This is a genomic window from Thermosphaera aggregans (genome assembly GCF_014962245.1).
Lineage (GTDB): Archaea > Thermoproteota > Thermoprotei_A > Sulfolobales > Desulfurococcaceae > Thermosphaera > Thermosphaera chiliense.
Genome location: NZ_CP063144.1, coordinates 621528 through 640306 on the forward strand (window position 1 = coordinate 621528; position 18779 = coordinate 640306).

The window sequence follows — 18779 nt, forward strand, 5'->3', positions numbered from 1 at the left end:
GCATCACTGTTTTCTACCGCATTTCTCAGAATACTCCTCTTCTAAACTCTTGGTAACAGGATTATCAAGGATTTTCTCGCGTAGCTCGTCGTATAGTTTCTCGAGGATTTTCATATAGCTTATCCTCCCTTTCTCGATCATTTCCATATCTTCCTCAAGCCTTCTGGTGGTTTCAACGCTTACTACTTCTCCAAACTTCTCGTTCAGGAACTTATGGATAAACATACCCCTCTCTGTTGGTCTCAAAGCCTTATGTTTCTTGGTAACATCGACATACCTCCTATCCAGGAGGGTCTGAATAATCTTGGCATAGGTGCTAGGCCTCCCGATGCCATTTTCCTTCATCCACCTGATAACGTCGTGATACCTAGCCATAGGGGGCTTGATCTCCACTACTTCCTTAATCTCCCCCTCGCCCTCAGTGATCCTCGCCTCTATCCTTACATCCTGGTATACTTCAAGGTAGCCTTTTTCAACGATTTCAACAACTCTCTCCACAGCCGTTTCAACACTGTTAATCGTTACCGTGAGGATTTGCTTTCCAATCTTTGCAGGCTTCATCTGGCTGGCTATGAAACGCCTGAATATGAGGTCGTAAACCAGTATGTGCTGCCTTGTTAATCTTCCAGTGAGCACTATAACACCTTCCCTGACGAGCTCGGCAAGCCGGTCAGCATCTATAGGTCTTGTAGGACGTATCGCCTCGTGAGCGCCTCCCTCCCCCCATGTCCTAGGCTGGAAAACCTCCTTGTACTTCTCGCCAAACCTTTCCTCAAGATACTGTCTCGCCACTGTTAAGCCTGCTTCACTAACCCTTGTGCTATCAGTTCTATGGTAAGTTATCAAGCCCATTTCAAACAAGTCCTGCGCAATCTCCATAGTCCTTGTCGTCGCTAATCCAAGGCTTCTTGAAGCCTCCTCAAGGAGAGCATCAGTGCTGAATGGTGGGGGAGGATTCTTAACTTCCACGATCACTTCCTTCTCTTTTACCAACAAGCGCGGGTAATTCCTATCCTTTTTCCTTCTTTTCTCGGTGTTTTCCAGGATGCTTACTAACCCGGCGTTAACTGCTTGAACCCTGTCAATAGTGAACTGGATTTTTTCACCGTTTTTATCAGCAAGGATCCTGTACTTGTAAAGGCTCTTATCCTCTTTCTCCTTATACCTTTTTATAATGTAACCGAGTACAGGTGTTTGCACTCTGCCAGCGCTGAGGTTTCTGTTCTCCCTGCAACAGTCATGTCCTTTATCTTGGAGGTTTTCAAAACAGTATGAGGCCCAGGCATACTTCTGCACTATCCCCGAGAGTGAGAACCCTATCCACCTATCTTCTACTCTTCTCACTATTTGTGCCCCAATCAGCCGTGTATCGAAAGATCTCGGATTCCTTATAGCCTCGAGAATTGCTTTACGAGTAACCTCATGAAACTCAACCCTTCTCACATCTCTCGCGTAAGGCTCCAGCAGGACTCTTAGATCCCACCCTATCTTCTCTCCCTCGGAATCCGGGTCTGTGCCTATCAGCACCAGGTCAACCTCCCTCGTCAACTCTTTCAACGCTCTCACAATGTCCGCCTTCCTCACCACCGTGCTTGTTCCACATCTCGGGCACTTATCGGCTTCATCCACGAACTGGTGGCCGTTAACACACTTCTTTATGTCGGTGTACACTGGGATGAATCTTGAGTCAATCCGTCTGACACCGTAGTTTTCCTGTAGGTCGACGACAAGGTCGTAAACGTGTCCTGCGCTGGCAACGATTGTTAGCACGTAATCCCCTATGGTGACCTCGTAGGCCTGCAGGTTTCTTCCAAGGACTCTCACGCTAGGCTTGCCGAAGAAGTTTGCGATCGTTTTAGCCTTGTTCGGAGATTCAACGATGAGGAGGGCGGACTTGATCAGGTCTACCTGTCCCTCCGGGCGATACTCTCCTCGCAGGATTTTCCCAACAATCACCCTCTCCTGTTCTATCTCCGCGATCAGCTTTCCCAGCTCAAGCTCTCTGAGGTCGGTTATGGATAATCCCTCGAAAACCCATCTCAACCTCTTGCTCAGCCCGTTTAACAGCCTCCTGTCGTCGACAATGATTACAGACAAGCCTTTCGTTATCCCTCCAGGATACAGCCTTGAGCATCTTCCACTAGCCTGTATATAAGTTGCCACATCCGGGATTAACAAGTATTGCCTCCCGTTCTCTCTTAACAGTCCAACATCGCCCAGCCTCGACAGCTTCTTCCAGGTCTCCTCATCTCTCAACAACTCTCGGGCTAGCTCATACGCTCTAACCAAGTCCTTTATCAAAGGGGTTTCCTCAACTAGCTCGCCTCTCAATTTTTTAGCAAAGTCTTCTCTCAACTTGAATAATGCTCCTTGGCTAATACGCTTCAACCTATTAGACAATCTTCCCGTCAGGGATTCCAACTCCTTCTTCGAATCCTCGGGCGCGATCTCCCTTAACACGGTGATAATTCTTAGCAGGTCGCTGGGTGAGATTTCCTCAAGGGTTGTGCTGAACTTGTGTCTTGGAACCCCTAGGAACACCACATATTTAACTCTTTCAGGAAGGTCTATTCCTCGAACCATCACCCCATAATAGGTTGCAACGCCGACAAGGCAGTTTAACTCGCCTCGGGCGAAATCGTTTAAAACATCTACTTTCTTCTTCGCATGGAATGATTCGGATTTCAAACCCCTGGTTCTAAGAAGCTCGGCAACCCTATCAGCGTATTCAACCCCCTTGTCAACGGGTACGAAAACCAGGAAGCCATCCTTCAACTTGCTAGCTATTTCGAGAAGAGCATTTTCCGGGTCATCTGCTTCCACGTAAGCATCCACGATGTTCCTAATAGCCTCAGGCTTTGAACCAGCTTCGAAATCCAGGAATACCTTGAACAGTTTAGGGTATATTCCTCGGGGTCTCCCAGTCGCGCTGTTCACTACCAGGGTTGTCTTAATCCCTGATTTCACCCTGGCTACTCTCTTCTCCAGCTCTTCTATTTCAGCAGAAAGCTTCTCCTTTTCCTCACCAGTGGAGAACACGATTCTCTGGCGTAGTTTAATAAGGTTCAAGCCATCGTTTATTGCATCGTCTGTAACATTTACAAGGTTCAGGAGCTTTTTAACAGCCTTACCGCTTTTAAGCACCGCATCGACATCATCCATTATTATGAGGGCGAAATCCTTATTCTTCAAGAGTTCAAAATTCTTGTGGAAAAACGCGCTCGTCGATAAGAGTATGTCGAAATCTCCGTTCCTCACCCGCTCCATTAACTCTTCCTTAGATTTTTTATCGCTCTTCCCATGAACCGCTAGGATTTTGAGACAGGACTTGTCTTCCGCCTCCTCACAGATCTTCAAGCCAGCGTTTACTGCGAACTGTTTTATCTTGGATTCAGCCTGGAGAAGTAGGGGAAGTGTTGGGAAGACAAGGTAGACGCGTCTCACACCTCCATTTGAAGAGGTTTTCGATGCAGTGTAGAGGGAGATGATTAAAGAGAAAACAGTCTTACCGGTCCCGGTTGGAGCTATTATGCTGAAAGACTTGTTCTTCAACACCCTCCTGGCCCATGTCTTCTGAGCACTCCACAGCTTATTACCCTTGGTAGCTTTCTCAAAGAACTCTTCGAAATCCCCAAGTGCTAGTTCCTCGTCAAGCAACTGCTTCAAGCCTCTAGGGTCTTTTAGGCCTTCGTAGTAAGCCTCTAATACACTCCTATAATCTCGAAGAGCTCCCTCCCTAATCCTTTTCAAAACTTTTTTGAAAGCGTCCTCGCTTAAGCACTTCTCGCAAGGGGCTTTGTAGAAAAGCCGGTGATCGCTTATCTCGCCCCCGCAGTTTGGACACGCGTGTCGGTAAAATCCGTAAGGATTAAGCAAATTACTCATGCTAAATCAATCCAATTTAAAAAGGATTGTGTAAAGGTTTTAAACTTTATTCTGAGACAAGGTAGTACCGCTTGGTCTTCAGCACCTTGTCAGGATAGACGATTATCCCCTTGTCCGTGATGTTGAAAATATGCCTCTTCATGCTGTGCGCGGTCCCCCTCATTTTCCAAATTATCATGCTTCTCACAAGCTCTCCATCAACCTCGTCAAGATCTAACCTCACAATACCGTCCGCGGCGTGCTCTACACCGGGCCCTCCAAACCCTCTCTCCGTTACGGATACCTGTGAAACAAGTATTGAAGTAGTCCCCATGCCTGATAAGACCTTTTTCAGCTGGAGAACAATGCTCCTAGCTACAGCGGGCCTTGTCAGGTAGAGTGTTGACACACTATCCACTACAACCCTTTGAGCATTAATCTCCTTAATAGCAGTTCTCAACACGTCAACAAGCTCGTTGACATCGTCAGGGTCTTTCAACACGTATTTCTCCTTCTTAGCAGCTTCCCCGACACCTCCGGTGAAGGCGTCGACAACGGCGAACTTCCCCTCGGCTTCAAACTGCCTCACATCCCAGCCGAACTGCCTCATGTTCACTCTTACCTGGACAGGATGTTCTTCCAAGGCAACGTATACTCCTCCCTCACCCAGGTGGAGGCCGTTCCACAGGAACTGTGTCCCGAAAATGGATTTACCTGTCCCCGGACCCCCGCTCAGTAATACCACGTTCCTCTTTGGTATACCCCCGTTTAAAATTTCATCGAAGCCAGGAATGCCTGTCTTAACTCTCTCAACCATTTGGATTCACTAAATATATCCTAAGAGTTAAAATGTTATTTAAGCATTCAAAATATTAGCGTTACGGCAAGGTGTTTTACATGCCTTCACAAGGTAAGTCTGATAGAGAAATACGCTTACGCGTCGGCGAAGCTAGGCAGAGGGATGTTGGGAGGAAAATAGGCAGAATCGACACAGCCAGTATGAGAGCACTCGGGATAACCATAGGAGACTTCATAGAGGTTATCGGGCCCAAGGGAAGCGAGGTTGTAAAGGCTTGGAGGGCCTATCCTGAGGATGAGGATGCTGGTTTGATAAGGATTGATGGCTATGTTAGAAAAAGCATTGGGGTTTCGCCAGGAGACTACGTGACTGTTAGACCTGTAAAGGTTGAGGCTGCTACAAGGATCACGCTTGCCCCTGTGGGCAGGTTGCCGGTGATGGGTGATTTGTCAGAGTATGTTAGGGAGAGAATTATTGGCAACCCGGTGAAGAGGGGCGAGGTTGTTGAAATACCTATCTTCGGCATGGTTTTAAGGTTCGTGGTCACCAATACTCAGCCGGCTCCCATAGTCTACGTTACCGATAGGACATATATTGAAGTCAGGGAGGAGCCGGTTAGGCCCGAGGCTATTAGGGAGGGTGTCCCCAAGATAACCTGGGAGGACATAGGGGATTTAGAGGAGGCTAAGCAGAAGATAAGAGAGATTGTGGAGCTTCCTTTAAAGAATCCTGAGCTTTTCGAACACCTCGGCATAGAACCCCCTAAGGGGATCCTCCTCTACGGGCCCCCGGGCACCGGTAAGACCTTGCTGGCCAAGGCGCTTGCCAACGAGATTGGAGCCTACTTTACAACGATTAATGGCCCGGAGATAATGAGCAAGTTCTACGGGGAGTCCGAGGAGAGGTTGAGGAAGATTTTCGAAGAAGCAGAAGCCAACGCGCCCTCTGTCATTTTCATTGATGAGATAGACAGCATTGCCCCCAAGAGGGAGGAGGTTACGGGCGAGGTTGAGAAAAGAGTTGTAGCCCAGCTTCTAACGTTGATGGATGGTTTGAAGGAGAGAGGTAGGGTAATAGTCATAGGCGCGACGAACAGGCCGGACGCCCTGGACCCGGCTTTGAGGAGACCGGGCAGGTTTGACAGGGAGATAGAGATTCCGCCTCCCGATAAAAAAGCTAGGAGAGAGATCCTGGCTGTTCACACGAGGAATATGCCGCTGAGCGAGGATGTAGACCTGGATAAGATAGCTGATATAACGCACGGATACACCGGTGCTGACATAGCGGCGCTGGCGAAGGAGGCTGCTATTAGTGCCCTGAGAAGATTCATGCAGGAAGAGGGGATAGAGATCGGTCAACCCATACCCGCTGACAAGCTATCCAAGCTGAAGGTTACGATGAACGATTTCCTGACAGCGATGAAAAACGTGCAGCCCTCGCTAATCAGGGAGGTGTTCGTGGAGGTTCCGGAGGTGAGGTGGGCGGATATTGGAGGGTTGGAAACCGTTAAGCAAGAGCTGAAAGAAGCTGTTGAATGGCCGATGAAGTATCCCTCCGTGTTTGAGAAAATGGGTATCGAGCCTCCGAAAGGAATATTGCTGTTTGGGCCTCCTGGCACAGGTAAAACACTGCTAGCAAAGGCCGTGGCCACCGAGAGCGGTGCTAACTTCATAACTGTTAGAGGACCCGAGGTCTTGAGCAAGTGGGTTGGCGAGTCGGAGAAGGCTATTAGACAAATATTCAGAAGGGCCAAGATGGTCGCGCCATCGGTAGTATTCTTCGACGAGATCGACTCGATAGCAGGGGCAAGAGGGTCAGACCCGAGCGGCGTCGTTGACAGGATTGTTAACCAGCTCCTCACAGAGATGGATGGTATTCAGCCGTTGAGGAAGGTAGTGGTGATAGCGGCGACGAACAGGCCGGATTTACTTGATCCAGCCCTTCTCCGCCCAGGCAGGTTTGACCGGCTAGTATATGTTCCACCGCCCGATCTCAGGGCCAGGGTTGAGATATTTAAAGTCCACACTAGGAAAACCCCTATAGCGGAGGACGTGAACATTGAAGAGCTTGCAAGGAGAACGGAGGGATACACAGGCGCGGACATAGCGGCAGTGTGCAGGGAGGCTGCAATGATGGCTATAAGGGAGTCCATCGGGGAGAGCGATAAGCCCTCCGTTAAGAAGGTGGAGATGCGGCATTTCATAGAAGCATTGAAGAAAGTGCCGCCTTCACTCTCGAAGGAAGATATTGAAATGTATGAGAGGCTGGCAAGAGAGTTGAAGAGAGTGAGCGGGAGCGGCCCGGTGAGAAGAGTTTCCCTACCCTACGGGTAAAACCTTCTCTGGGTGCTTTCTGATTGCCGGAAAAGATCCCAGCATCTTTTTTAAAAATACTTACTAGTCATGGCAGGATCGTTGACCAGCTGGTTGAGAACAGGGTTAGGGCCCTATATGTTTTAACAGGCAGTGACACAGGTAAAATGGCTGCTGTCGCATCTAGACTCATACAATACCACTCGAAACGCTGGATGAGGCTGGGGAAGAGGGAGCTTAACGGGCTCTATATCTACCACGACGAGTTCCCTGAAGCGGAGGAGTTGAAGAAGGCTTTCGAGAAAATAATGGAGGGTTTTAAACCGGTTAGATTCCAGTTCAGCGTGTACGAGAAGAGCGATAAATACTTGGGAATGACCTTCAGCTTTCTCGTAATGGATTTAACCAAGGATTTGAAGCCGAACGATGTTGGCAGGCTTGTCGGAATTGTTGAAGGCGGGGGGCTTATAATATTTCTAGCCCCTCCATGGTCCTCGTGGGACGGGTTGAAAACAATTTTTAAAGTAGGTTTGACTACGCCCCAGTATCCTGAGCCGAGACATGTCTTCATAACCTGGTTTAAAAAACAGTTATTGAAACATGACGGGATATGCATATACGATGTTGACAACAATCGCTTAATTAAGAAGCTGAGCTTCAAGCTGGGTTCAGCAGGACGTAGAGAGGGCATAACACTGCCTGTGGAAATGCTGTTCCCCAAAATAATTTACGAACATGCTTTAACCCAGGATCAGGTTAATGTTTTAAAACTAATGGAGAACCTGTTCGAGAAGCCTAGGAAGAGTGAGAAGACGGTGATGGTTTTAACAGCTGACAGGGGGAGGGGAAAGAGCTGCTCTATAGGAATAGGAGTGGTCGGATTAATTCACCTGCTCAGGAGGGTTAAGCCTAAGCCGAGAATTCTCGTCACAGCGCCTGAGCCGAGCAATGTTCAATCACTAATGATGCTGGCTAAGAAAGCCCTGGACTCGCTTGATTACAAGTATGAGGAGGTTAAGCGTGAGGGAAACGTTATAGAGTTGAGGAGTGAAAAGTTCAGCATAGAGTATTGGGAGCCCATAAACATCCCGAAGATACGTGGAGACATTGTTGTTGTAGACGAGGCAGCCGGCATCCATGTACCCCTTCTATACAAGATATGGGAGGCGCATGACAGGATTATCTTCTCGTCAACAATACACGGATATGAAGGAGCTGGAAGAGGCTTCACGGTAAGATTTCTGAAAAGAATAAGAAGCCACCAGGGCACTAGGCTCATAGAGTATGAAATGGTTGAGCCTATAAGGTATGGTTTGAACGACCCAGTTGAGAGGTGGCAGTTTGATACCCTCCTGCTTGATGCTGAGCCAGCTGAGCTTTCCCAGGAGGATCTTGAAGCAATTGAGAAAAAAGACCTCATATATGTGAAGTACGAGCCAGCCGAGCTATTTGAAAACGAGAAAGAGCTCAGGGAGCTCTTCGGCATATACGTGCTCGCCCACTACAGGAATGAGCCCGATGACCTCGGCATGATAGCGGATGCTCCACACCACCTTATCCGTGCTGTCAAAACTAAAACCGGTAAAATAGTGTGCGCTATGCAGGTTGCTGAGGAGGGCCCTATTGACGAGGCAACAGCGCAGGAGTTGTTGAAAGGATCTAAAATACCGGGCAACATTATCCCCGATAGGTTTCTGAAACATATCCGAATAATTGATTTCGCCGCTACAAGGGGCTGGAGGATTGTGAGGATAGCAACCCATCCAAGCGCCCAGGGAAAAGGGATAGGGTCCTGGGCGCTTGGAAAACTGGTGGAGGAGGCTGGGGAGCGCGGGCTCGACTGGGTTGGCTCAGGGTTCGGCGTGAGCGAGGAGCTTCTACGCTTCTGGGTTAGGAACGGGTTTACACCCCTTCACATCAGCCCTGACAGAAACCCTGTGAGCGGCGAGTACACTATTCTAGTGTTGAAGCCTATCACGGAAAGGGTTGGTGTAATGGTGGAACGAGCGAGAGAGGAGTTCAAGCATAAGCTTCTCAACAGCCTCCCGGTGAACTACAGGGAAATGGAGCCGGAGATTGCTCACATCCTCCTGTCCAGCAAGCCCTTCTACGATATCGACCTGAGCAGGCTCCTCACTCCGATACAGCTTGACAGGCTCTGGACGTACTGCCTCGGACCGATGACGTTTGAGGCTGCTGCTGACCTTATGTTCACTCTTGCTAGAACACACTGGCTTCTCCCGCCAGAGAAGAGGCCCAGGTTGACAAGACTTATGGAGTTGATCTTGATCACTAAGGGTCTCCAGGGCTTGACATGGGATGAAGCATCAAGTATTCTGAAATCCAGTCCCAAGCATCTTCAGAAGGAGGCTCACGACATAGCGTGCACGTACTTCTCTCACATTACAGGCATATCCAGGGAGGACTACAAGCCCGGTGTTAGAATTTAGCAATCTCCCACATATTTAGCCTTTAAGCAATAGTTATTTTACCTTATCATTGAAGATATTTAATTGTGGGACTCATGAGTTCTCCAGGTAGATCAGTTAAAATATCCATTATAGGAGCAGGCTCTGCAGTATGGTCCACAAGGGTTCTTGTTGACATCATGTTGAAGAAAACTCTACAGGGTGCTAAAGTATTTTTAATGGATATTGACGAGGAAAGGTTGAAACTGGTTTACGCTTTTGCGAAAAGATATGCTGGAGAGATACACGCCGACATAGAGTTCCACGCGACCACTAACCGTGTCGAGGCTATAAGCGACTCGGATTTCGTAATCAACAGTGCAATGGCCAAGGGGCACAGGTACTATGAAATGCTGAGGGAGGCTACCGAGAGGAAGGGGTACTACAGGGGGATAAACAGTGTCGAGTGGAACATGGTAAGCGACTACCATACCATATGGGGTTATCATCAGTTCAAGCTTGCTCTGGGCATTGCAAGGGATATTGAGGAGTATGCGCCGGATGCATGGCTTATCAATGTCGCGAACCCTGTTTTCGAGCTGACCACGTTGCTAAGCAGGATTACCAAGGTAAAGAATATAGGTATTTGCCATGGGCACATGGAGTTCTGGAATATTGTTAGAGAGCTGCGCCTTGACCCTTCAAAGGTTGAAGCAGAGATGACAGGGTTCAATCATGTAATTTGGCTTACAAAGTTTAGATACAACGGTCTCAACGGTTACGAGTTAATAGACAAGTGGATAAAGGAGGATGCTGAGAGGTACTGGGAGAGGTGGCGGGCAACCACCAGCAACCCCTTTGACATTCAGCTCTCGCCTGCCGCGGTCAACATGTACTTGAGGTATGGAATGTTCCCGATAGGAGACACGGTCAGGGGTGGTACCTGGAAATATCACTGGAATCTTGAGACGAAAAAGAGATGGTATGGACCCTACGGCGGACCCGACTCGGAGATAGGGTGGGCACTCTATACAACTTACCTTGCATATCAAATGGAGATGATTAAGGGCTTCATGCAGGCTGAGAATGCTCCATTGACAATGCTCATTCCTCCAAAACCCAGCGGTGAGCAAGTAATCGATATCGTAGAGTCTATAGTGGCTGATATACCGAGAAAATATCAAGTCAACATTTTGAACAATGGTTTGATACCTGGGTTACCCGATAGTGTAGCCGTGGAGGTTCCAGCAGTAATAGATGCCAGAGGTGTGAAAAGAATCAGCGTCACCCCGCCGAACAATAAAGTCTTGAAACAAGTGCTGTTGCCGAGAATGATGAGGATGGAGTGGGCTCTTCAAGCGTTCCTTGAACCGGGCAGGGATGTCTTGCTGGAGTGGTTGATGTATGATGTGAGAACCAGGTCTGTTTCTCAGGCCGAGGAAGCAATAGACGCTATGTTGAAACTACCCGGCAATGAGGAGATGGCTGAGGTGTTCAAGTAGTTTCGGCGTTAAAATTCTTCTCATTTATATATTTTTCCCTAATCAATCATGCTATCGATCCTGTAAGGGTTAAATAGGTATGGGACACTGTATCAGGTTCCTAGCCCATAAGCAGTCTCCGCAGGATGGTTGATTAGCCCAGCAGTCTACATCGCTAGACCTTACAAAGTCACATGAATCCCTTAGCCAGCAATCCGTGCACGACGGGTAGTAGTAGTTTCGAGTGATAAACCTGAACCTCGTGTATTCCCTGCTCATCCAGATCTCATCTAAACCCTTATCCTTCACATTGCCGAAGGAGTAATGGTTGATCTGCTTCTCTCTTCCGAAGACATATTCTTTATAGCTGTGGAGGAAACGGTAGCACGGTGATACCTCACCATCCCATCTTACAACCGTTGACCGTGCCTCATCGAAAAAGCATCTTCTCTCAGTTTTCAAACTGAATAATGAAAGCCTGAGCCTCACGCCCCTTGAGGCTAACCTCTCCAGCTCCTCAACCACGGGCTCCATGTTCACCGAGCCATCGTAAACAATCATGTCTCGCGCAGAATGATGAACCGGTATCAGGTTTGAAACAAGAACCTCGTCTACCCCATGATTCTTCAACAATTTCACAAGTTCTGGAAGATACTTATAGTTATGCTTAGTAACAACTACTTGAACTCCTAGAAAAGGCTTTTCAGACCTGTGTTCAGCCCTCCACTCTGCAATATTTTTAATTCTTTCCAGCACGACACTAGATGATGCGTGTTGGAGATGGGTCTCTAAAAAAGGCATGTAGTCCACTGAGAAGTAGATTCCGGTTAACCCCATCTCAACCAGTTCCAACATTTCGGAAGAATTTAGGAATAATCCATTAGTGGTTACGTATGTTTTGAAACCCATTCCACTCGCTCTCCCGATCATCTCACTAATCCGAGGGTGAACTGTCGGCTCACCTATCCCTCCGAAAACAATTGCCTCCAGCCTCGGAAACTTTGCGGCTTCTCCAAGTACTTTCTCGAACAAATCCCACTCCATATCCCCTTCCCGATCCGTCCAGTGCTGTTTAAAGCACATCTCGCACCTCAGGTTACACCTTGTCGTGGGCTCTATGAAGAGGATTCTTAAATCAAGCCTCGGCTTCACCACGAACTCTCCATCATAGGCTGGGAAGACATAACTGGTTTCCTCTTCCCCAGGCTTAGCCGACACTTCTAGCCTCCTCCAGCTGGCGGGAAGATTGAGACTACATCTCCATCTTTGAGGCTTGTTTCAAACCCATTCAAATGCTCAATGTTCAACCCGTTTACGAGAATAGTGTATCCTCCCTCTAATTGTTTCTTGAAACCAGGGTACTGCTCGTCGAGGACGTCTAATAGCTCCTTAACAGTATCCGCTTTCTCAACGTACAGCCTTCTCTTCCCTACGAGATCGATGAGTGTTGCGAAAACCTTGACTTCTATGGGCATTGAGAACACCTTTTGGATAAGGGTTTTGTGAAAAAAGGGTTAAAAACTAAGCGAACTCTTCAAGTCCCAGCTCTTTGAGTTTTTCATAGGGTATTGTCCCGTCCTCGCCCCAGCCTCTGAGCTTGTAGTACCTCGGCAACATTTCTTTCAGCCTTACAACCCTGCCCTTGTTTGGCCCGCTTGGAACAGGCTCCTCTAAAAGCCGCTTCGGGAGAGTGTCCTCCTCAAGCGGTTTTAAGCCTGCCTTAAGGTTGAAAAGCCTTTCAGCGTTCCATATTCTCTCTCCAATCTTCAAGTAGTCCTCGGTGGTGTAGTCCCATCCAAGAGCGGCGTTCAATAAGTCCCTGTAGTCATCTGCCCACAAGCCGAACGTGCTGAACAAGCACAAGCCCGACGAGTCTATGACTGCTGTCAGGTGTTGGAAGAGTATTAGCATGTTGATCTTCTCGTCGCTTATGTCGTGGGGATCCATCTTCTTCGGGTAGCCAAGTATCTCGGGGCTTATCATGTAGTTCTTAATGTGGCAGCCTCCACGATTGTTAGTAGCGTATCCCAGGCCATGTCCCTCCGCACCCCTTGGGTCGTAAGCCGGTAGCTCCAGCTTCTTAACCCCCATGAAGTATTGTTCCCCGTTGAAGTGTTTAGCCAGCCTGTAGCCTCCCTCTGCCAGGAGGTTGCCGAAGCCCTCTCTCTTAGCAATTTTCTCAATATAGTAGTGGAGAACCTCGGTGTTTCCGAAGCGTGGAGGTGGGAAATCGCCAAGGTCTTCATCCTTTATAAGTTTCCTCTCGTAAAGCTCCATGGCTGTGGCCAATGTCCCGCCGAGAGAAATAGTGTCGAAGCCGTATTCATCAGCCATGTGGTTTGCTTCAATGATCGTTGCCAAGTCGTTAATACCCATGTTCGAGCCTAACGCCCATATACTCTCATACTCAGGCCCCTCGGTCTCGCCAATCGTGGGCAACTTGTTAACTCTTGCACACCCTATTGGGCAGGCGTAGCACGGCTTATTCTTAACCAAGTATTTCTTAACCATCGCCTCACCGCTCTGCTCATAGGCATACTGGAACTGTGATTCCTGGAAGTTCTTATACGGATAGAGACCGTTTTCATTGATGATGTTAACTAGCACAGATGTCCCAAACTTCGGGAGCCCTCCACCCCCAACCGGGTCATTCCTGATCTTGTTAACCTTCTCCCTCACAACGAGCATGAATTTCTCGGGGTCTGCAACTCTCACTGTTTTACTTCCTCTCACAGCGATTGCTTTAAGCTTCTTGAACCCCATCACAGCTCCCACGCCAGCTCTACCTGCTGCTCTGTGACCATCGTTCATCACGGCTGCAAACCTGACAAGCTTCTCTCCCGCCGGTCCAACCCCCAGCACCTTGATGTGTGGGTCATTATGTTGCCTCCTAATCCAGGACTCCGTCTCAGACATCTTCAAGCCCCAGAGGGGGGTGGCGTCTTTAAGCTCTACGTGGTCGTCGTGAATGAATAGGTAGTAGGGTTTGTCGGAAGCACCCTCTACGATGATTGCGTCGTAGCCTGCCCTCTTCAACTCGGCTGCCCAGTAACCGCCCGAGTTGCTGAAGGCGATGTACCCTGTGAGCGGGCTCTTAGTGATCACGTTATACCTGGAAGCGGTCGGAGCAGAGGTTCCCGTTAAGGGCCCAGCAGATATCACTAGCTTGTTCTCAGCTGAAAGAGGCTCAACTCCGGGATCCATCTCCTTGAGCAACAGGTATATCCCTAACCCCCTGCTGCCAATCCACTTCCTCGCTACATCCTCTCCCCATTCTTCAACCTTGATGTTTCCGGAGGACATGTCTACTCGAATGATTTTTCCCCAGTTACCGAACAAGTTATCCACCATTTCTAAATTCTTCAAACAAATATATAAAGCAATGTACCAATGTCCCACTAATGTAATATAATCTTATCTAAAACTCTTTGCCTCGTTGAAAACTCCACCCTTTCCATATCATACTACTTAGTAATAGTTGCCGAGCAACCACTCATTCCCTACATATACGTTCTTTAAACCCTTGTTCACGGCTTCTTCATAAGCTTTCATGGCATGCCTCGTGCTTGTGGGAGGAAGATCCCTGAGCAGGTGGTTGGGGTGGAATGCCAGCAGGATTAAGGGTGTTTCAGGGTTCAGCGAGGAAACATATTCTGCAACGTTCGCTACCTCTACCTCGTCCACGTACCCTGGAACCAGTAGCATGCTGACAACAAGTATTGGTATTTCCCTTCTCTCATTCCAAACCTCTAATGCGGTCTTAACATTTGTTTTCAAATACTCGAGAGCTTTTACTCCATCCACGCCTGTTAAAGCCTCGTAAATCCAAGGGTTCCAAGCCTTCCAATCAACCTTTACAATGCCGCCGGATTCCAAGCTGAGCTTCACCATCTCCTTGAATAAAGAGGGGTGGACGAGTCCATTGGTCTCCCAGCAGATTCTTTTAACAAAGCTTCTTTCACGAGCTTCCTTTAAAAGCTGTCGTGAAAACTTGAGAGCGAACACTACGTGAGGCCCTGGGTCGCCGCCGAAGAAGCATACGCAGGTCACCTTGCTGTTCAAGCCTGCTCGTAGAAGCTCATCCACATTGAAAACAGGCCGCTTCCTTGATTCAGGCTCGGCAACCATGTCTTTATGCTCCCAGTTCTGGCAGAACAAGCAGTCTAGGCTGCATCCTGCGAAGAAAACTGCAAGGTTGTAAAACCCGTGTTCAACCCTGGGGTTTACAGCATACTTGGGATAACCCTTTCCGGTTGCGGCTGGGCAGACTGGTGTGGCAACGCAGTTCGTGGGTAAGGGGTCGAAATAATAGTAACCTATGGAAGCATCCACGCCCGCTACGGTTTTCAATAACCCTTTCTCGGAAACCCAGATCCCGCAGAACCCCTTCCCCGACTCAGGTATCACGCAATTGTTGACGCAGATACTGCATCTAACCCCTTCCTCAGCTCGCGGAGGCGTCACCGGTAACCCTAGCCCTGCCCTATACTTGGCGTGGGCTTCGCGGGCAATGCTTAACGCTTCACCCCCTCTACTTCTCAAGCATTCGGCGCATACACCGATCACACTGCTAATGACAGGGGAGGCCCTCCCGCAGAGCTTGCAGCTACCCATGGTTTCCTCCAAAATCCTATGTGTTTTAACGGGTTATTAGAAAAGGTAGCCGCTTCATGAGGCAAAAGATTTAACACCTTGCGGAGACAATTATATATTGGTGTAGGCAATCCTGGAAGAAGAGCGTTTAAACAGGTTTAAGAATACTGTTGTCGAAATCCTTAGCGAAGTATCCGTGAAAACCAATACTTTCTTTCCCGAAGAATTGGTAAGTGATGCTTTAGAAGTCCTTCACAATCCTTCCTTCAAGCATGCGACCAAGCAGCTCAACGGGAGGACTAAAGTAGCTCTAGCAGTCTATGTCGCGCTCAGAAGCAGAAACATATGTATAAGCCCTAGATGCCTCGAAGCATGGGTTACAGGCGGTAGAAACCTTTTCACTTATGTTCTTAAAGCGTTAGGACTACCAGGTTGCGAACCTTTAGATTACGTTATCTATGCTTCGAAGAAGCTGAGGCTGGATCCATCCGTTGCCGGCAATGCCGTGTGGATTGTTTTGAGGCTTCTCGACCGCTTTTCCTCAACCAGGTTGAAGGTTGACCATCCTGTGAGGGCTCTAAGCAGGTCAGCTCTCGCCGCAGGAGCTCTCTACGAGTCAGGGCTCGTTACAGGGAAGAAGGTTTTCGAGAAGGATTTAGCAACAGTCTTTTGCATTTCCGAGGTGTCGGTCAGGAACGCTGTCAAATATGTAAGGGAGTGTCTAAAGGATGAGGTTAGAACGTGGGTTGAGAAGGCTGGTCGGGAAGAGACTGAAAGGATTACCGCGGAAGCCTCCGAAGGAGCATTGTTTTTCAAACTTGCAGCACAGGGTGAATCCTGTGCGGTAATTGTCTTCAGAGAACCCTCGGGGGATGAGTGGGAGAGGCTTGCAAGAGCTGTAGGTTTACCTGTCAAAGGATCTATTCAACTACTCGACATTGTTAACACAGGCTCTGTGGACTATAAGGACCTGGCATTGGAGAAATCCCTAGCGTATCTAGCCGCGGTTAAGGGTCTTGGACTCGGGGATTACGGGTTTGTTTGGTGTGAGAATCAGGCTTTGACAAGAATTCTTGTAAACAAAGGCTTCAGGGTTGCCGGATTAGACCCCTGGGGGAAGAAGCCTGTACTAGTTATGGATTTAAACCTCCTGTGCAGTACTCCTTTTGCCTAACATGGTTCTTCAGGTTGATGAGTAATTTTAAAACCTGACCTCGCCTTCCTCGAAGTAAGGAGAAGGACTTAGCCTCCGGAGGGCATCCCCCGATATTTCGATCGGTTTTACAACAACCAAGCCTTCTCCATCCCTAACCTCTATTTCGAAAACTCTTCTATCATGGTTTGTCTGTCTCATCTTCTCGATTATGAGGAGTTTCTTGAGCACTCCTGATATGATGGCTTTCCTGAACCTTAGTATGCCGTCAGCCACGTGCTCCACTCCGAACCCGAATCCAAGGGCTGATGTAACAGCGTACTGAGCCGTAGCCACTATTGTTAAATCCCACTTCGCCAGACCTCTCTTCAACATGTAACTGTACTTTCTAGCCATCACCGGCTTATCTAGCCAGAAAGCGCTCATTGAGTCAACTACTAGCCTTGTGTGACCAGGGCCCAAGTACTTCTTGGCTTCTATCACCTTAGAGATCAACTCCTCCACATCCAGTTCCTTAATGCTCCAAACATCCCCGTACTCCCACATCAACGCGTCTATGATGACAAGGCTTCCTTTTCTCAAGGCGTCCTCAAAATCGAAGCCAAGCCTCGCCGCCTGGTTGATAATGCTCTCCCTCGACTCCTCCGTTGTAACGTATATGCATTTCTCACCTCTTGCTAGTCCCGTGGCTGTGAACTGTATTGAGAAAACTGTTTTGCCAGTTCCCGGTTCTCCAACAGCTACTACCGTGAATCCCTTAGGTATTCCGCCCTCTATTAGCTCGTCAAGCCCTCTAACCCCTGTTGGAAGCCTCTCCAAAAACTCCACCGGTTAATAATTCCTTAAACACATTATTATCGTTTGACGCCCTTGGAAAGGGTGGTTAGGCTTGACAATTGTTTTCAGGCTGAAGGGTTTCGAGCAGGATTGTTTCGAAATACGGTATGCCGCCGGAGTGCTCATGAGAGGCGGCTTAGTCGCGTTTCCCACAGAAACTGTTTACGGGCTTGGAGCACTGGTTTGGGATGAGGGAGCTGTCTCCAAGATTTTCCAAGTGAAGGGGAGGCCTAGCGATAATCCATTAATAGTTCACGTATCCTCTATTGAAATGGTTGAGAAGGTTGCTTCGCGGATACCTGAGGATGCTTACAAGTTGATGGAGAAGGCTTGGCCAGGCCCTCTCACAATAGTCCTGCCTAAAAGCGAAAGGGTTCCCAGGATCGTTACAGCAGGGCTTGACACTGTTGCTGTCAGAATGCCCTCCCACCCGGTTGCTCTATCCCTTATAAGGGAGACTGGAGAGCCGGTAGCTGCTCCTAGCGCGAACCCATCAGGGAAGCCCAGTCCGACAAGCGGAACCCATGTAGTCAGGGATTTGATCGGCAGGGTTGAAGTAATCCTTGACGCTGGAGAAACCCTTTATGGGGTTGAGTCAACAGTGGTGAACATTGTCACGGAACCCCCTGTATTGTTGAGACCTGGTGCTATACCTGTTGAGGAAGTCGAGAAAATACTGGGGAGGAAGATACTTATCCCAGAGTTTGCTAAAGGCTTGGGACAGGTGGAGAAACCGCTTGCCCCAGGCATGAAGTACAGGCATTACGCTCCGGAGGCGAAGCTGGTGCTTGTCGAACCCTCTTCTTACACTCGGGAATGCCTTAAAGCATTGGCTGAGTACATAAAGACCCAGGCCTTGGCTGGAAGCGATGGGAAACCATGCATACTGGCAACCTTGGAGACCCTTCAGCACTACTCAGGTGTTGGAGCTGAAACGTTCACGCTGGGATCTAGGGAGAACCCCTTCGAGATTGCTCGAAACCTTTTCACCATCCTGAGAAAAGTTGATGAGGAAGAGTGCTCCATAGTGTATGCCGAGGGATTCCCTGACCAGGGGCTAGGACTAACCATTATGAACAGGCTGAGAAAAGCGGCTAGTGAAAAGCACTTGATAAACTGTTGACCACGCCCTCGCACTAGCAAGGGATTTCTCCAACAGTGTTAACATTTTCGGCAGGCTTGTCCTAACTAAGTGAACACTAATGTTTTTCTCTTTAAAACATCTATTTAATTGTGAAGGGCAAAGTGGAGAGCAGTGAACTTAATTGATTTCAGTAATGGTAAATCCAGCATATTGAAAGAGATGTTACTTCTGGGAGTGAGAACACCGGG

At 48.5% G+C, this 18779-nt stretch carries 12 protein-coding genes; 5 read left to right on the forward strand and 7 right to left on the reverse strand.

The window, feature by feature from the left end:
* Positions 1-3: 3 nt before the first annotated feature.
* Positions 4-3885, reverse strand: a complete 3882-nt coding sequence (rgy, locus tag IMZ38_RS03765; protein WP_193436816.1) for a reverse gyrase — start codon at positions 3883-3885, stop codon at positions 4-6.
* Positions 3886-3931: 46 nt separating this feature from the next.
* Complete coding sequence (locus IMZ38_RS03770) at positions 3932-4681, reverse strand: KaiC domain-containing protein (RefSeq protein WP_193436817.1); 750 nt, start codon at positions 4679-4681, stop codon at positions 3932-3934.
* An 80-nt stretch (positions 4682-4761) separates the two neighbouring features.
* Here IMZ38_RS03770 and IMZ38_RS03775 point away from each other — a divergent pair, with 80 nt between their 5' ends.
* The 3 genes from IMZ38_RS03775 to IMZ38_RS03785 all read left to right on the forward strand — a co-directional run bounded on the left by IMZ38_RS03775 (position 4762) and on the right by IMZ38_RS03785 (position 10885).
* Entirely contained in the window at positions 4762-6996 is a 2235-nt protein-coding gene (locus tag IMZ38_RS03775) for a CDC48 family AAA ATPase (protein ID WP_193436818.1), read from the forward strand.
* 23 nt (positions 6997-7019) lie between these two features.
* Positions 7020-9425, forward strand: coding sequence for a tRNA(Met) cytidine acetyltransferase TmcA (locus tag IMZ38_RS03780; protein ID WP_193436819.1), 2406 nt, complete (start codon positions 7020-7022; stop codon positions 9423-9425).
* A gap of 74 nt (positions 9426-9499) precedes the next feature.
* Entirely contained in the window at positions 9500-10885 is a 1386-nt protein-coding gene (locus tag IMZ38_RS03785) for a family 4 glycosyl hydrolase (RefSeq protein WP_193436820.1), read from the forward strand.
* A gap of 69 nt (positions 10886-10954) precedes the next feature.
* Here IMZ38_RS03785 and IMZ38_RS03790 read toward each other — a convergent pair whose 3' ends face one another.
* The 4 genes from IMZ38_RS03790 to IMZ38_RS03805 all read right to left on the reverse strand — a co-directional run bounded on the left by IMZ38_RS03790 (position 10955) and on the right by IMZ38_RS03805 (position 15490).
* A complete protein-coding gene (locus IMZ38_RS03790; RefSeq protein ID WP_193436821.1) occupies positions 10955-12082 on the reverse strand; it encodes a tungsten cofactor oxidoreductase radical SAM maturase in 1128 nt (375 codons plus the stop codon).
* A gap of 2 nt (positions 12083-12084) precedes the next feature.
* Complete coding sequence (locus IMZ38_RS03795; protein WP_193436822.1) at positions 12085-12339, reverse strand: MoaD/ThiS family protein; 255 nt, start codon at positions 12337-12339, stop codon at positions 12085-12087.
* A gap of 46 nt (positions 12340-12385) precedes the next feature.
* Positions 12386-14203, reverse strand: coding sequence for an aldehyde ferredoxin oxidoreductase family protein (locus IMZ38_RS03800; RefSeq protein ID WP_193436823.1), 1818 nt, complete (start codon positions 14201-14203; stop codon positions 12386-12388).
* A 129-nt stretch (positions 14204-14332) separates the two neighbouring features.
* Positions 14333-15490, reverse strand: a complete 1158-nt coding sequence (locus IMZ38_RS03805) for a radical SAM protein (RefSeq protein ID WP_227410930.1) — start codon at positions 15488-15490, stop codon at positions 14333-14335.
* Between the two features lie 193 nt (positions 15491-15683).
* On the opposite strand from IMZ38_RS03805, the gene IMZ38_RS03810 reads away from it, so the two are divergent.
* A complete protein-coding gene (locus IMZ38_RS03810) occupies positions 15684-16631 on the forward strand; it encodes a transcription initiation factor IIB family protein (RefSeq protein ID WP_193436824.1) in 948 nt (315 codons plus the stop codon).
* 27 nt (positions 16632-16658) lie between these two features.
* On the opposite strand, the gene IMZ38_RS03815 is transcribed toward IMZ38_RS03810, so the two are convergent.
* Positions 16659-17429 carry a KaiC domain-containing protein gene (locus IMZ38_RS03815; protein WP_193436825.1) on the reverse strand — a complete coding sequence of 257 codons (771 nt, stop codon included), beginning with the start codon at positions 17427-17429 and terminating at the stop codon, positions 16659-16661.
* 70 nt (positions 17430-17499) lie between these two features.
* Between IMZ38_RS03815 and IMZ38_RS03820 the strand changes: the two genes are divergently transcribed.
* Entirely contained in the window at positions 17500-18570 is a 1071-nt protein-coding gene (locus IMZ38_RS03820; RefSeq protein ID WP_193436826.1) for an L-threonylcarbamoyladenylate synthase, read from the forward strand.
* Positions 18571-18779: the final 209 nt, after the last annotated feature.

What these genes read in the sequence shown, in the direction of transcription:
- IMZ38_RS03785 (WP_193436820.1), top strand. Translation starts at nt 9,500, where the DNA reads ATGAGTTCTCCAGGTAGATCAGTTAAAATATCCATTATAGGAGCAGGC.
- IMZ38_RS03775 (WP_193436818.1), top strand. Translation starts at nt 4,762, where the DNA reads ATGCCTTCACAAGGTAAGTCTGATAGAGAAATACGCTTACGCGTCGGC.
- IMZ38_RS03795 (WP_193436822.1), bottom strand. Translation starts at nt 12,339, where the DNA reads ATGCCCATAGAAGTCAAGGTTTTCGCAACACTCATCGATCTCGTAGGG.
- IMZ38_RS03770 (WP_193436817.1), bottom strand. Translation starts at nt 4,681, where the DNA reads ATGGTTGAGAGAGTTAAGACAGGCATTCCTGGCTTCGATGAAATTTTA.
- rgy (WP_193436816.1), bottom strand. Translation starts at nt 3,885, where the DNA reads ATGAGTAATTTGCTTAATCCTTACGGATTTTACCGACACGCGTGTCCA.